Annotated in this window: 18 protein-coding genes and 1 tRNA gene; 13 read left to right on the forward strand and 6 right to left on the reverse strand. The window is 31.1% G+C overall.

Going from position 1 to position 13476, the window contains the following annotated elements; all coding sequences use genetic code 11:
* The first annotated feature begins 81 nt into the window (after positions 1-81).
* Together ACQ9BO_RS04080 and ACQ9BO_RS04085 are read left to right on the forward strand one after the other, a co-directional pair.
* Positions 82-168, forward strand: a tRNA-Ser gene (locus ACQ9BO_RS04080).
* A gap of 94 nt (positions 169-262) precedes the next feature.
* The gene (locus ACQ9BO_RS04085; protein ID WP_431243739.1) at positions 263-865 is read left to right on the forward strand and encodes a transposase; all 603 of its coding nucleotides are present in this window, start codon (positions 263-265) and stop codon (positions 863-865) included.
* A 118-nt stretch (positions 866-983) separates the two neighbouring features.
* On the opposite strand, the gene ACQ9BO_RS04090 is transcribed toward ACQ9BO_RS04085, so the two are convergent.
* The 3 genes from ACQ9BO_RS04090 to ACQ9BO_RS04100 form a co-directional block, all read right to left on the reverse strand.
* Complete coding sequence (locus ACQ9BO_RS04090) at positions 984-1745, reverse strand: SGNH/GDSL hydrolase family protein (RefSeq protein ID WP_431243740.1); 762 nt, start codon at positions 1743-1745, stop codon at positions 984-986.
* A gap of 66 nt (positions 1746-1811) precedes the next feature.
* The gene (locus tag ACQ9BO_RS04095) at positions 1812-2594 is read right to left on the reverse strand and encodes a DUF3050 domain-containing protein (protein ID WP_431243741.1); all 783 of its coding nucleotides are present in this window, start codon (positions 2592-2594) and stop codon (positions 1812-1814) included.
* An 85-nt stretch (positions 2595-2679) separates the two neighbouring features.
* On the reverse strand, positions 2680-3861 hold the full coding sequence (locus ACQ9BO_RS04100) for an acyl-CoA dehydrogenase family protein (protein WP_132990532.1): 1182 nt from the start codon (positions 3859-3861) through the stop codon (positions 2680-2682).
* Positions 3862-4026: 165 nt separating this feature from the next.
* On the opposite strand from ACQ9BO_RS04100, the gene ACQ9BO_RS04105 reads away from it, so the two are divergent.
* Positions 4027-5772 (forward strand): helix-turn-helix domain-containing protein, encoded by a 1746-nt coding sequence (locus ACQ9BO_RS04105; protein ID WP_431243742.1) that lies wholly within the window; start codon positions 4027-4029, stop codon positions 5770-5772.
* A gap of 116 nt (positions 5773-5888) precedes the next feature.
* On the opposite strand, the gene ACQ9BO_RS04110 is transcribed toward ACQ9BO_RS04105, so the two are convergent.
* A complete protein-coding gene (locus ACQ9BO_RS04110) occupies positions 5889-6026 on the reverse strand; it encodes an rSAM-modified peptide (RefSeq protein ID WP_431243743.1) in 138 nt (45 codons plus the stop codon).
* 41 nt (positions 6027-6067) lie between these two features.
* Positions 6068-6196 carry an rSAM-modified peptide gene (locus ACQ9BO_RS04115; RefSeq protein WP_431243744.1) on the reverse strand — a complete coding sequence of 43 codons (129 nt, stop codon included), beginning with the start codon at positions 6194-6196 and terminating at the stop codon, positions 6068-6070.
* Positions 6197-6465: 269 nt separating this feature from the next.
* On the opposite strand from ACQ9BO_RS04115, the gene ACQ9BO_RS04120 reads away from it, so the two are divergent.
* From ACQ9BO_RS04120 to ACQ9BO_RS04150, 7 genes are all read left to right on the forward strand, one after another.
* Positions 6466-8022: a vitamin K epoxide reductase family protein gene (locus ACQ9BO_RS04120; RefSeq protein WP_431243745.1), complete on the forward strand. Its 1557-nt coding sequence runs from the start codon at positions 6466-6468 to the stop codon at positions 8020-8022.
* 96 nt (positions 8023-8118) lie between these two features.
* Complete coding sequence (locus ACQ9BO_RS04125; RefSeq protein ID WP_431243746.1) at positions 8119-8253, forward strand: hypothetical protein; 135 nt, start codon at positions 8119-8121, stop codon at positions 8251-8253.
* A 220-nt stretch (positions 8254-8473) separates the two neighbouring features.
* Entirely contained in the window at positions 8474-8605 is a 132-nt protein-coding gene (locus ACQ9BO_RS04130) for a hypothetical protein (protein ID WP_431243747.1), read from the forward strand.
* 124 nt (positions 8606-8729) lie between these two features.
* The gene (locus ACQ9BO_RS04135) at positions 8730-8936 is read left to right on the forward strand and encodes a hypothetical protein (protein WP_431243748.1); all 207 of its coding nucleotides are present in this window, start codon (positions 8730-8732) and stop codon (positions 8934-8936) included.
* A 158-nt stretch (positions 8937-9094) separates the two neighbouring features.
* Positions 9095-9223, forward strand: a complete 129-nt coding sequence (locus ACQ9BO_RS04140) for a hypothetical protein (RefSeq protein ID WP_431243749.1) — start codon at positions 9095-9097, stop codon at positions 9221-9223.
* Between the two features lie 358 nt (positions 9224-9581).
* Positions 9582-9764 carry a hypothetical protein gene (locus ACQ9BO_RS04145; RefSeq protein ID WP_431243750.1) on the forward strand — a complete coding sequence of 61 codons (183 nt, stop codon included), beginning with the start codon at positions 9582-9584 and terminating at the stop codon, positions 9762-9764.
* A gap of 136 nt (positions 9765-9900) precedes the next feature.
* A complete protein-coding gene (locus tag ACQ9BO_RS04150; RefSeq protein WP_431243751.1) occupies positions 9901-10095 on the forward strand; it encodes a hypothetical protein in 195 nt (64 codons plus the stop codon).
* Positions 10096-10420: 325 nt separating this feature from the next.
* Here ACQ9BO_RS04150 and ACQ9BO_RS04155 read toward each other — a convergent pair whose 3' ends face one another.
* Positions 10421-10762 carry a helix-turn-helix transcriptional regulator gene (locus tag ACQ9BO_RS04155; protein WP_431243752.1) on the reverse strand — a complete coding sequence of 114 codons (342 nt, stop codon included), beginning with the start codon at positions 10760-10762 and terminating at the stop codon, positions 10421-10423.
* Positions 10763-11148: 386 nt separating this feature from the next.
* On the opposite strand from ACQ9BO_RS04155, the gene ACQ9BO_RS04160 reads away from it, so the two are divergent.
* The 3 genes from ACQ9BO_RS04160 to ACQ9BO_RS04170 are packed head-to-tail and all read left to right on the forward strand — an operon-like array spanning position 11149 to position 13354.
* Entirely contained in the window at positions 11149-11451 is a 303-nt protein-coding gene (locus tag ACQ9BO_RS04160; RefSeq protein WP_431243753.1) for a 4Fe-4S cluster-binding domain-containing protein, read from the forward strand.
* 29 nt (positions 11452-11480) lie between these two features.
* Positions 11481-12365: a hypothetical protein gene (locus ACQ9BO_RS04165; protein WP_431243754.1), complete on the forward strand. Its 885-nt coding sequence runs from the start codon at positions 11481-11483 to the stop codon at positions 12363-12365.
* Positions 12362-13354, forward strand: a complete 993-nt coding sequence (locus ACQ9BO_RS04170) for a hypothetical protein (RefSeq protein ID WP_431243755.1) — start codon at positions 12362-12364, stop codon at positions 13352-13354. The genes ACQ9BO_RS04165 and ACQ9BO_RS04170 overlap by 4 nt, the downstream gene beginning before the upstream one ends.
* The last annotated feature ends 122 nt before the right edge of the window (positions 13355-13476 follow it).

The raw sequence follows: 13476 nt of genomic DNA on the forward strand, positions 1-13476 counted from the left end.
GAATTTAGAAAGAGCATTTAAAGTAATCTTGAATTTTGCTTTTGAAACTCAATTTTTTTTGTGTTCTTTGCACACCAACAAAGAAAGGTGTCCGAGTGGTTTAAGGAGCTAGCCTGGAAAGCTAGTATATGGGAAACTGTATCGAGGGTTCGAATCCCTTCCTTTCTGCGAAATTTTAACTAAGAATAATACCAAACCTCGAAATTTATATTTCGAGGTTTTTTTATTGGTTTCTTGAATATAAGACCCCCTTTTAGATACGATGTCTCAAAAATTTCGAAATAAATATCGCATTTCATCAGCTCGATTACAAAATTGGGATTATGGTGCAAATGGTTCGTATTTTATTACGATTTGTACTCAAAACAGGGAACATTTTTTTGGTGAAATCGTAGAGACGCGATTAATCGCGTCTAAATTGGGTATGTTGGCAGAAAAATATTGGTTGGAAATTCCTGAACATTTTCCGTATGTGGAATTGGGTAATTTTGTAATCATGCCTAATCACGTACATGGGATTTTGATTATTGATGAAAATGCATCGGTTTTCGAACCCGTAGAGACGCGATTAATCGCGTCTCTACAATTAATCGCGTCTCTGCCGATGCCGATGCCCGAAACAACAAATAAAACAGGTGGTTTTGCCAAAGATAAAAATCCAATGTTTCAGGATAATATTTCACGAATTATAAGATGGTATAAAGGAAGATGCTCCTTTGAAATGAGAAAATTGCATGCCGATTTTGGTTGGCAATCGCGTTTTCATGATCATATTATCAGAAATGAAAAATCTTTTGAAACCATACAAAATTATATAGAAAACAATCCTATGAATTGGAATGAAGATAAATTTTGCGATAAATAACAACAAAAATAACGCGAAATAGTGATTGCCGATACGATAGAGACGCGATTAATCGCGTCTCTACGGTCATTACGAATATGATTCAATTTTTAATTTGATCGATATGTTTTTTAATTGATTAATCCTGCAAAACCATTTTCACCTTCGGCAACATTCGCTCCACAAACATTCTATAAGCAGTTTCAGAAGGATGCAAACCATCTGAGGCAACTAAACTAGGATTGTTTAAACCTTGTCTTGTGATGTCGGTAATGGAAACAAATGAGACATTTTTTGTAATGCAATAATTTTCGGCAAAAGAATTATAATGATCTAATTCGGTTGAAATTTTCATTCGGTTTTCACTCGTATAATTCTTAGTGAAGGGCGTGTAAGCATAATCTGGAATCGAAAGAACAATTACGTTTTTGTTGTCGCCTTTTGCCAATGCAATTGCTTTATTGAGTAATTGTGGAAATTCTTTTTCATAAACCGAGAAATCCTGATGCTGATATTGATTATTTACGCCAATTAAAAGTGTAACCATATCATAATTAGAATCTGGATTTTGAGTATTTATTGCCGAAATTAAATCACTTGTTGACCAGCCAGTTTGAGCAATAATTTTTAATGAAAAAGCAGTTTCAGGATAAATTGTTTGTAATTTGGCTTTGAGCTGTTCAGGATATCGGCAAGTTTCGCAAACGCTTTGGCCAATGGTATAACTGTCGCCTAAAGCGAGATATTTTATAGATGATGAAATTGGAGTAGTTGGAATTTCTGTAGTTGGCGGAGTTGTTGTCGGCGGAACAGTGTTGTTTTCTGAATCTGATTGATCAGCGCCGCAACTCACAAATATGGAGAAGATAACAATAACTATTTGTTTGAAATGCAGTTTCATAATTTTGGAAAATTAGGTTTGTAGACATCTTAAACAAATAGTTACGTTAAATATTTGAATTCGGTTTTAGACCATTTCTGCTTTTAAAAGAATTTCTTCCTCGATGGCATTCCAAAGTCCGATTCGTTTTTCTAGGGCTAAGATTGAAACTTCTTCAACTTCTTTCCATTTTTGAGCGTCATCTTCACACAAATCTGTAACCATTTGCATCGCCATTGGTCCATGTTCGTCAGCATCAAGTTCGATATGTCTTTCGAAGTAATAAAGCAATTTTGCCAAATTGACTTCAGGAAGATTCTTTTGAAAGTTTTTCAGAATTTCAGTAAACATGCTCGGAATCAAATCTTCTCTACCAAAAGTAAAAGCAATTGCAATTTCGTGTGGTTTTCCTTCTTCAATAACTCTGAAAGTAAAGTCTAAGAAAGCTTTTACATCAGGATGAAGGGAACTTTGTTTGATGGCTACAAAAATATTATGAAGCGAATAGACTTCGGCTAAAAATTTATTGATTCCTGTTGTATCGGCGCCACAGTCGTCCATAGCTTCAATATACATTTCATAATGGCTTTGTCTTCTTCCGTCGATTGTTAAATCGGTTTCTTCAGCAAGAACAATTTCGTTGATTAAATATCTTGTTTCTGGATTTTTTGTTGCAAACCAAGGCGTTGTTGTACAAGTAAGTTTGGCTTGTAAAGCTTTTAACAACGACATAAAATCCCAAACCGCGAAAACATGATTTTCAAGAAAACTGTGCAAATCATCAATGTTTTGAATTTTGGCGTATAAAGAGTGCTGTAAAAGCTGGTCTTTTTGAGGTTGAATGCTATTGTTTATAGTTTCAATATTCATTTATGTAAATTTTGGTGCAAAGATAAAAAGCTTCTCGTTTAGAAGAAGCTTTTTAAATTGATTTTGTATATATTTTAATAGTTGTTTATGATTTAAATGCTGGAATTCCAGTTACATCCATTCCAGTAATCAATAAATGAATGTCGTGAGTTCCTTCATAAGTAATTACGCTTTCAAGGTTCATCATGTGGCGCATAATAGAATATTCGCCCGTAATTCCCATTCCGCCTAACATTTGTCTGGCTTCGCGCGCAATTTCAATAGCCATATTAACATTATTTCGTTTTGCCATCGAAATTTGAGCAGTTGTTGCTTTGCCTTCGTTTCTCAAAACACCTAAACGCCAGGTTAATAATTGTGCTTTTGTGATTTCGGTAATCATTTCTGCTAATTTTTTCTGCTGTAATTGCGTTCCTCCAATTGGTTTTCCAAACTGAATTCTTTCTTTAGCATATCTTAAAGCGGTATCGTAACAATCCATTGCGGCCCCAATCGCGCCCCAGGCAATTCCGTAGCGAGCAGAATCTAAACAGCCAAGAGGTGCGCCTAAACCAGATTTGTTTGGCAATAAGTTTTCTTTAGGGACTTTTACATTGTCAAAAATCAATTCGCCCGTTGATGATGCACGCAGTGACCATTTGTTGTGTGTTTCTGGAGTTGTAAAACCAGCCATGCCACGTTCAACAATTAAACCGTGAATTCTTCCTTCTTCATTTTTTGCCCAAACTACGGCAATATCAGCAAAAGGAGCATTCGAGATCCACATTTTTGCACCATTTAAAAGATAATGATCGCCCATATCTTTAAAATTCGTAATCATGCTTCCAGGATCAGAACCGTGATCTGGCTCAGTCAAGCCAAAACAACCCATCCACTCTCCTGTTGCTAGTTTTGGCAAATATTTCATGCGTTGTTCTTCGTTTCCGTATTTCCAAATAGGATACATTACTAATGACGATTGTACAGATGAGGTTGATCTTACTCCAGAATCTCCTCTTTCGATTTCCTGCATAATCAAACCGTATGAAATTTGGTCTAAACCAGCACCTCCATATTCTACAGGAATATAAGGGCCGAAACCGCCAATTTCTCCAAGACCTTTAATAATCTGTTTTGGAAATTCTGCTTTTTGAGCATATTCTTCTATGATAGGAGAAACTTCTCTTTTAACCCATGCACGAGCAGATTCGCGAACCAATTTGTGTTCGTCAGTTAATAAATCGTCAAGGTTGTAATAATCTGGTGCTTGAAATAAATCTGGTTTCATTTTTGATATGTTTTACGAAAACAAATTTACGTAATAAAAATATAACAAAACAAAGCTAAATTGTTATATTTTTTTAATTTTGTTGTAAAATTAACAAGACTATGGCAAATAAATTTTAGTATATTGAAAATTTATGCGTTATTTTTGGAATCCAAAAACAAATTAATGAGGCTAATCATCTCTTTTTTTATTTTTCTTGTTTTTAATACGAGTTTTTCCCAAAAAACTCAAATTAGTGAACAGGAATATTTAGGCCTGCAAGACAAAATTCGATTCAGTTTTAATGACAATGTCGATAAAGGTCTTGCGTATACTAGAGAATTGATGAAATCAAACGATAATAAACACCTGGCATTTGCTAATGGTGCGACTTGTTATTTGTACCAAATGAAGGGCAATATTCCTAAGTCTGACGAAAGTTATAAAAAAGCATTTCAGTATTTAGAAAAAATGCCTGAATCTTCAGAAAAAACCAAACTCACAGCTTATCTTTATAATTTTCGAGGATTGACCGAATGGAAAAGAGGCAATTTAAGTGTCGCTATCGAAAATTATCAAAAAGGTATTAAGTTCTCTATTAAGGTTGAAGACGTTATCCAAATTGTTAAATTCAAGAGCAATATTGCAATTGTTAATGAACAGGTTGGAAATTATCAATTATCAATCAAAAATTTAAGACAAAACAACGATTTCATTGATAAAAATGAAAGAGTTTACCCAAGGGAGCAGTTTCAAAATAGTAAAAGCAATATTAATTTGGATTTAGGTGGTTCTTACGAGGGCTATTTTATGAAAAATCAAGATAAAAAGTATTTGCTTGACTCGGCTGAATATTTTTATAAAAAAGCGGTTACTTATTCTCAAAATTTCACTAGTAATACAATTGCCGCTAAAATGAGTTTAGGGAATATTTACCTAATGAAAAGTGACAATAAAAGTGCTGAAAAAATCTATTATGATATTTTGTTTTTGGCTAAACAAAATAATTCAGAAAGCTTTTATCATACTGCTAGTTATAATTTGGGAGACTTGTATTTCTATGCAGGGAAATACGAGAAGGCTTTGGTTTGGTTAAAAAAAGTGGATTCTATTTCATTGAAAAACAAAACTTTGGATGAGAGTTATTTGAAATCAAATTACCTGCAAGCTAAGATATATAGCGCACTTAACAAACCAGAAGAGGCTTATAAATATTCTAAAATTTATTTGAATGCTTATGAAAAATCTCAGACAAAATTTAAAGATGAGGCCCAAGAGGTAAATTATAAATTAGGTGTAGAAGATTTGGGTGCGGAAATGCTTACTATTCAAGAAAAATATAAATATGATGTCTTAGTAAGTAAGGCTTTAAAGGTGTTTTATGTACTTCTTGTTTTAGGAATTGTATTTTTTCTGATAAAAAATATTCGAGACAAGAATAAGGCGCATAAAAAAATGAACGCCTTAATTGAAGAGTTCAAAGCGAATATCGAGAAAAAAGAAAATCCTCCAATTTTAGCAGTGGAAGAAGTTTTAGAAGCCGAAGAAATTCATCTGAAAAAGGAAAATGCCAATCTGAGTATTGATGAAGCGAAGGAAAATAAAATTGTCGAAAAACTGTTGGCGCTTGAAAATAAACTCGAATATCTCAATGCCGATTTTACATTGCCTTATGTGGCTAAGAAAATTAAAACCAATACCACTTATTTGTCTTATGTAGTAAATAAACGATTTGGCAAATCATTTGGAGAATATTCAAATGAGCTTAAAATCAATTATGTGATCAATGAAATGATTACCAATCATATGTATCGAAAATACTCTACACAGGCTATTGCCGAAAGTGTTGGTTTTAAAAATGCAGTTTCATTTGCAAAATCATTCCGTAAACGAACAGGCGTTTCTCCAGCTCAGTTTGCAAGTAATATTTAGAAATAGTTTCGTTTTAACAAAAGTTAATTATTGATATGCTGTGACTGCAAAAAAATACAGCTAAACTGACCTGTGAGCTTAGCTGTAAAGTGCTTCAATTCGTTTAAAAAAAGGTTTTATCCATTTCCAGTAGATCCTTTTCCTGGTTCGTTTTTCACATCTGTTTCAGCATCACCTCCACGAACCGCTTTTTGTTGGTTTGAAGATAATTTTAAAGTTTCAAAATCTTCAATTCTCATTTTTGTATTCTTCATGATATTTTTAATTTTAAGTATAAAATGATTTTTAAAAAATATTATCCATTTCCTCCTTTTCCATCTTTTCCTGGTTCATTTGGTGGATAATCACCATCGCCGCCACGAACAAATTTTTGCTCATTTTTTGATAATTTTTGGGCTTCAAAATCTTCGAATTTTAATGTCATATTTGCCATGATTTTAATAATTAGGTTATTGATATGTCAAAGCTAGATAAAAAGGAAAACGCTTGGTCGAGATTTGGGTTTTGACACTTTTAGAACAAAAAAATCATCATAACACATTGATTTACAATAAAATACAAGTTTATGTATGGCTGGTATAATTTATAAATTGTATGTAGTATAATTGATAAAATGTCTACCAAAGGTCACTTTTTCTCGATAAAAACCACAATCTTTGTACTGTAATAATGATTTAAACGCAGTCGAAAAAGATGTTGAAACTAGTCCAAAAATTTCTACAAATAAATAGATACTCAGAGATCAAAAATGAGTTCAAGGATTTGTTTTTGTCTCATCCTAATTATCCAAGTTTATTTGCGATAACAGATTCGTTGGATTTATTATCAGTAGAAAACGCGACCATTAGAGTTCCGAAAGAACAAATAGTAGATTTACCTTCAAATTTTCTAGCTTACTTTAAAGAAGAACTTGCTTTAGTAGAAAAAGCTAAAAATTATGTTCGTATTACTACTATTAAAAAAGGAGTTCAAAAATTAGCATACGAAAAGTTCCTTTTAGATTGGAATGGTGTTATTGTGGCAATTGAGCCTAATAATGTTATTGCAAGAGAAAATCTTAAAGTAGAATACAATTGGTTGAAGTATTCTTTGCCGTTTTTGCTTTTAATTGGCTTGTCTTTCTTTTACAATACATATGATTTTTTTAGTGTTGTTTTTTTAATAACATCTACATTAGGATTTATAGTGAGCGTATTTATTGCTCAAGAAAAATTAGGCTTTAAAAATAGCATAATAGCAAAGTTTTGCAATTTGAGTTCAGATTCGTCTTGCAATTCGGTAATCAATTCAAATGAAGGTTCAGAAAATAAAGCTTTCAATTTTTCTGATTTACCATTAATGTTCTTTACATCAAGTTTTGTAGCGATATTAATTCAGCCATTAAGCTCATCAATTTTTATTGGTTTTTTAAGTCTTATGGCGATTCCTATTATAGTATCCTCTATTTGGATTCAAAAATTTGAACTTCAGAAATGGTGCGTAATGTGTTTGATGGTGTCATTTTTGATTTTTGTGCAAAGTTTTATTTGGTTTTCATCAGATTTATTCACTTTGACATTTAGTTTCGAAAGTGTTTTTCCATTCGTTTTTTCATTGGCTTTATTAGTTCCAATTTGGTTGGCAGTGAAACCTATGATTAAAAATGTTTTGAGCAGTGAAAACTCCCTTAAAGAGCTGAAAAAATTTAAAAGAAATTATTCGTTATTAAATTTCTTAGCTAAAAAAGTGCCTGATGCAGATGGATTAGAAGAGTTGAGAGGTTTGAATTTTGGAAGCCGAAGTGCGGCGATAAAATTATCAATAATAATAAGTCCAAGTTGTGGGCATTGTCACAAAACATTTCACGAAGCATTTGATCTTGTTTTAAGATTCCCAGATAAGATTTATTTGAATGTTTTATTCAATATAAATCCAGAAAACACAGAGAATCCATATAAAATAATTGTGGAAAGAATCTTGACAATCAACAGAACAACGCCAGGAAAAACTGTTGAAGCGATTTCAGACTGGCATATCAAAAAAATGAGCCTTAAAAAATGGTTGAAAAAATGGCATGTTGAGCCAGTAAGTATCTTGATAAACCAAGAGATCAACAAACAATATGAGTGGTGTTCTAAAAACAATTTTAATTATACCCCAGTTAAGATCGTAAACGAAAAATTGTTTCCAAACGAATATGAATTGAGCGAACTAAAATACTTCTTAAACGATTTTGCTGAAGAAGTTGAAGTTCTAGAAAAAATAGCTTAGCGGCTTTACTAAAATTCCTGCGCAGGGATAGACACAAGCTTCAAGTGTCTTAAAGTGATTGAAGTCCTATTTAACAAGAAACAAAAACCACAAATCATGTTAGAAAAATTTTTAAAATCGGAAGGGACTAAAAAATTATCGAAAGAGGAACAAAAAAATATTGCAGGCGGAACCTACCCTGAAGTTGGAATGTGTTGGGATATTGAGAGAGGATATTATAAATGCCCATAAAAAGAAAACAGTGCGAAGAAGTTTAAAAGCTTCTCTGCATTTCACAAGAATGAACTGAGCGAACTAAAATACTTCTTAAACGATTTTGCTGAAGAAGTTGAAGTTCTGGAAAAAATAAGCTTAGCGGCTTTACTAAATTCCTGAATAAGGAAAGACATAAGCTTCAAATGTCTCAAAATGATTGAAGTCCTATTATCAAGAAACAAAAACCACACACATCATGTTAGAAAAATTTTTAAAAGCTGAGGGGACTAAAAAATTGTCAAAAGAGGAACAAAAAAACATTGCCGGCGGAAATATGCCTCCAGGATTGTGTTGGGATTATTGGGCACAAAAAGAATATAAGTGTTAATAATATACTTAGTAATGATAAGTAATGAGTGCAAAGAAGTTTGAAAGCTTCTTTGCATTTCATAAGAATTGAAGAATAAAATACAGATTGCCGTTTTGAAGAATAAATGAAGGAGAACTAAAAATTGAAGATTATGCTAAAGAATATTTTAAATCTAGAAGGAACACAGGAAATAACTGCCAACGAGCAAAAACTGATTCTTGGTAATTATGCAAAAGAGAGTGTGTCTAAGTGTAACGCATGGGATTACGTGTCTTCAATGTCATATGAAGACTGTACAGACTATTTTGCGTTAGAAATGAGCTATACTGACGCTTTGGTTGCTGGATAGGTTTTAAGCTTTTAAAAAGCCTAAAATAAGCCAATAACTTGAGGCGTTGAGGATGTTTCGGGAATAAAAAAGATCTAATAGTAAATTTGAATTTTATGATAAAGAAAATTTTAAGTCTGAAACATACGCAAAAGATCAGTAAAAATGAGCAAAAGACAATGAAGGGAGGTATTCCTGAATGTTGGATTCATGCTATTGAGGCAGGATGTATTTTAATACCAACCGGCGGAGTTTGTCCAATGGATACTGTGCCAGGTATTTGCAACACAGGCCGATTATGTCGCTAAATATTAAATTTCATAAATAAACAATATAAAGCCTTTCAAAAATTTAGTCATGTTTTTTTTGAATCTATAGGCGCTCAATCGTGGAACATTGAGCAAATATCCCAACATTGATGATTGGTGTCGGGATTCTCAGGAAATTAGCCGCTGCGTTGATTTTATTTGGTTAGGTTAACCAGCGAGCAGATCCTAGAGAAATTAAAGTTATCGAATAATTGAAATACTTTGAGCAGTAAGAAAAACATTTCTAGTCGCTTTTTTTACTTATTTCAGATTCAAATAGAATTTAACAGAAAAGACAGAAGCTTCAAATGTCTTAAAAGGATTGGAGCATTAACACAAAAACAAAAAAAGCCACAGTATGTTAAAGAAAATTTTTGAATTAAATGGAGCCGCTGAATTAAGCAAAGAGGAACAACAAAGAATTATAGGTGGTAATGCACCAGTTTGCGAGAACAATACAACCGCTAAAAGATGTCCGCGAACAGCAACTTCACCAGCTTATTGGATTTGCGTAACAGATCCTAGTGAGCCATGTGAATAAGCATTTAGATAAAGTGAACTTTGTTAAAATAAAAATGTCTTTTGATATTGTTTTAATTTTTGGCAAGTTTTAAAAATCTAAGAGCAAGCGATAATTATATTGTTCAAAATAAATTAAAATCAAACAAAAATCAATTATGAAAAAATTAAAAAATTTAGCAGGGGTTGAAATTTTAAGTATTAAGGAAAGAAAAAATATAGTTGGAGGAGGAGATCCTGGTATTGTGGTTTGTTATTGTCCAGGATCGGAGATTCCTTTAGCAATTATACATACTAGTGAAGGCCAAAACTGTGCTGATATTATTGATCAGAAATGCCCAGCAGACTCTTAGGTTTTTATATTAAATAATACTAGAAAGCTTTGTTATTTATTTAGCAAAGCTTTTTTGTTTTTATTACTTAAATCGATAAATAAATCTATTTGATAAAACAGTTTTAATGAAATAAAAACACTAATTATTTCAAAGTGAATCAATATAATTTAGTCGTTGCTTTTTATTTTTTAAGACTTTTTGTACAATATTGCTGTAAGCTTTAAACACATCAGAAGCTTGATATTACTGCATCTTTCAATCAGAATCTTTCTTGGATTTAAGATTTTTTCATCAAGCTGATGGATCTCCTAATTTCATTTTTTTAATAGTAAACAGAATTGATTTATTTCTTTTCTGTTTTTTGTCTTTGTCTATTTAGTAATTCCTTTAATAAAAAGTTTTCTTCCTCTAGTTTTTGAGTATATTTAATTATTATTTCAATAACATTAAGATTGGTTATGTGATTAGATTCATTATTACTAGTTAAGTCTTCCATTTTTCCTTTGATAGCTTCAATATCTTTGTCTAAAATTTTAGCAAAACTCTCCCATTCGTTTTCGCGTATACGTGAAACTCCTCTTTCCTTTTTAGAATAAGTAGTTTGCTCCATGGCAAGCATTTCTGCCATTTCTTTTTGTGTAAAACCTTTTTCTTTTCTGGCTTTTATCAATTTTTCATGTTCCATAGTTATTAAATAAAATCTAATATACAGTAATTTCTTAATAAATTTTTGGCTTTTTTCGGAATTTCCTAAAAATAGCCTAAAAAATTCCTACAAAAAAAGATCTTTTAAAATAGTGTTTCCTATTTTCGAAAACAAAGAATCGTATTTTTTGATCGCGAGCAAAGAATAGATTTTTCTATTATTTAATCTGTAAAAATTTAATTTATGAACACAGAAAAGAGAAAATTTTTTTCGAAAAAAATGAAAAGACAACTGATTCTAATGTTGTGTTGCTGAAAAATGAAATGAAAAAAATAATTGGTGGTTCTATGGAAGACAGAGATCCTACTCCCGGTAGAACTTATTCAGAGAGTACATATGTACGACATTAATTTATTGTAAATTTAATGGGCGATTTATCGCCCATTATTATATTTAATCAAATGTATACATCAAATTTAGTAATTAAAGTAGCTAGCCTTTGTAATTTAAATTGTAATTATTGTTATGTATACAATATGGGCGATAAAAGTTATAAAAAACAGCCAAAATTTATGAGCCAAGAAATTGTTGAAGCAATTTTAACAAAAGTTAAGAAGAATTGCTTAGAAAACAATCTTGAGAGTTTTTTAATAATTTTTCATGGCGGAGAACCCCTATTGACAGGTATCGATTTCTATGTAAATTTTATTAACACTGAAAAAAAATAATACCAAAAAATATTCGCATTGATTATGGTTTGCAATCTAATGGGATTCTGCTAAATACCAAATCAGCAACGATTTTTAAAAAATTAAACATACAAGTTGGAATTAGTTTAGATGGGACGGCAAAATCTAATAATACAAATAGGGTTTATCACAATGGTAGAGGTTCTTACAATGAAACAATTAAAGGTTTTAAAGAACTTAAAAAGACAAATTTAGGAGGAATGGCAAACTGCCTATGTGTTATTGACATAAATGAAAAACCTAAAGAGGTCTATGAGCATTTCAAAATGCTAGGGGCAAATTCTGTCCATTTTTTGTTTCAAGATTTCAATTATATTAAGTCTACTCAACAAACTATCCCAAAAGTCGGTAAATGGCTAGTGGATATGTTCGATATATGGACTAATGATATGGATCAAGTCAAGCCTGAAATAAAACCTTTATCGGATTTAGTTAGCATCATTTTTGGTTTTTCTGAAGGTTCGGAGATTTTTGGAAAAAGTGAAAACAAAACATTGGTCATAGAAACTGATGGTAGTATAGAAACTGTCGATACTTTGAAAATTTGTGGAAATGGTTTCACAAATACCAAGTTAAATGTTTTAAAGAATGACTTGAATGATATATATGAAGAATCGAGTTTAGCAAGGTTATATTATAATAGTCATTATGATTTGTGTGAGACATGTCAAAAGTGTCCAATAAAGTTTGTTTGCGGTGGAGGATATCTTGGACATAGATATTCTATTGATAAAGAATTTGATAATCCATCAATTTATTGCCGAGAAATAATTGAGATTGTTTGTTATATTCAGAATAAAATTTTGCGAGAAATGCCACCTGAGATTTCAAAGGAATGGGGCATTGATTATCTTAACTATGACGAAATTATTAATTCAAAATATTTAGAATGAAAGTGCTTAAATTTTTCCATTTTTTTTTAATTATTTTTTTTTCAAATTTAAATGCGCAAAATAAGGATGAGTATTTTGTAAATAAAGCAAATTTTGCTGAAAAGTTTATAAAAATTAAAAAAGACACAATTACGTTTTTAATTTCTAAAAGTAAATCGATTATTAACAAACCAACAATTTTATTTATTCAAGGTTCTGGACCATTACCTATTGTCTTTTATGATGATAAATCTGTAAATTCTATAATTCCATTTAGTATAAAAGAATATTCGGACAAGTATAATTTTGTCATTATAGCAAGAAAAGGAATCCCTTTAATTGGAACTTATGATAAAGATGCGACAGGTTATTTAAACAAACAAGGAAAGATTCCATTTGAGTATACTAGAAATGATAATTTAGAATATAGAGTTTGGCAGGTGAAGCAGGTTTTAAATTATTTGCATAAAAATTTTAATAAAGAATCTATTTTTGTAATTGGACATTCGGAAGGTTATAGGGTCGCTTCTAAATTATCAGAAAATAATAGAAAAATTTCAAAATTAGTATGTATGTCCGCTGATCCATTTAATAGGATAACTGAAAATATATTGAGAGAAAGGATTGGTTGTTTTGAAAAAAAGGATGACGTTTCATCTCAATTAGAAATTGATAAGTTGATTGATGATTACAAAAACCTCTCCCGTAGTAAAATTGAATATAAAAATAGCATAGGTTTTGTTAACTGGTTAAGTTATAATGAGAATTTTAGTTATGAAAGTTTGAAAAAATTTAAAAATCCAATTTTAATAGTTTATGGGGGAAATGATATTGGTTCAATACATAATGATTTATTGCCATTTCTGCTTCCTAAGACCAATATCACACTTAAGGCTTACCCTAATTATGGCCATAATTTTGAAAAAAAGAATTTGATTTTAATAAAGAGCCAGTTGAAGATAGCTACCATTGGGATGAAGTTTTTAATGATGTACAAAATTGGCTTGTAAAAGGTGAATTAAGAAAATAAACAGGGAGTTATGAAGTCTTTTGGGTTGAATATTTAATAGGTGCTAAGGAATAATGCATTTGTTTTTAAAAATAAATGGAATGTAAAAAAACTTAAAATGCC

Source organism: Flavobacterium sp. P21 (genome assembly GCF_050632225.1).
Taxonomy (GTDB): Bacteria; Bacteroidota; Bacteroidia; order Flavobacteriales; family Flavobacteriaceae; genus Flavobacterium.

Coding starts and splice junctions, on each gene's coding strand:
- ACQ9BO_RS04085 (WP_431243739.1), top strand. CDS start 263: ATGTCTCAAAAATTTCGAAATAAATATCGCATTTCATCAGCTCGATTA.
- ACQ9BO_RS04090 (WP_431243740.1), bottom strand. CDS start 1,745: ATGAAACTGCATTTCAAACAAATAGTTATTGTTATCTTCTCCATATTT.
- ACQ9BO_RS04095 (WP_431243741.1), bottom strand. CDS start 2,594: ATGAATATTGAAACTATAAACAATAGCATTCAACCTCAAAAAGACCAG.
- ACQ9BO_RS04100 (WP_132990532.1), bottom strand. CDS start 3,861: ATGAAACCAGATTTATTTCAAGCACCAGATTATTACAACCTTGACGAT.
- ACQ9BO_RS04105 (WP_431243742.1), top strand. CDS start 4,027: ATGAGGCTAATCATCTCTTTTTTTATTTTTCTTGTTTTTAATACGAGT.
- ACQ9BO_RS04110 (WP_431243743.1), bottom strand. CDS start 6,026: ATGAAGAATACAAAAATGAGAATTGAAGATTTTGAAACTTTAAAATTA.
- ACQ9BO_RS04115 (WP_431243744.1), bottom strand. CDS start 6,196: ATGACATTAAAATTCGAAGATTTTGAAGCCCAAAAATTATCAAAAAAT.
- ACQ9BO_RS04120 (WP_431243745.1), top strand. CDS start 6,466: ATGTTGAAACTAGTCCAAAAATTTCTACAAATAAATAGATACTCAGAG.
- ACQ9BO_RS04125 (WP_431243746.1), top strand. CDS start 8,119: ATGTTAGAAAAATTTTTAAAATCGGAAGGGACTAAAAAATTATCGAAA.
- ACQ9BO_RS04130 (WP_431243747.1), top strand. CDS start 8,474: ATGTTAGAAAAATTTTTAAAAGCTGAGGGGACTAAAAAATTGTCAAAA.
- ACQ9BO_RS04140 (WP_431243749.1), top strand. CDS start 9,095: ATGAAGGGAGGTATTCCTGAATGTTGGATTCATGCTATTGAGGCAGGA.
- ACQ9BO_RS04145 (WP_431243750.1), top strand. CDS start 9,582: ATGTTAAAGAAAATTTTTGAATTAAATGGAGCCGCTGAATTAAGCAAA.
- ACQ9BO_RS04150 (WP_431243751.1), top strand. CDS start 9,901: ATGAAAAAATTAAAAAATTTAGCAGGGGTTGAAATTTTAAGTATTAAG.
- ACQ9BO_RS04155 (WP_431243752.1), bottom strand. CDS start 10,762: ATGGAACATGAAAAATTGATAAAAGCCAGAAAAGAAAAAGGTTTTACA.
- ACQ9BO_RS04160 (WP_431243753.1), top strand. CDS start 11,149: ATGGGCGATTTATCGCCCATTATTATATTTAATCAAATGTATACATCA.
- ACQ9BO_RS04170 (WP_431243755.1), top strand. CDS start 12,362: ATGAAAGTGCTTAAATTTTTCCATTTTTTTTTAATTATTTTTTTTTCA.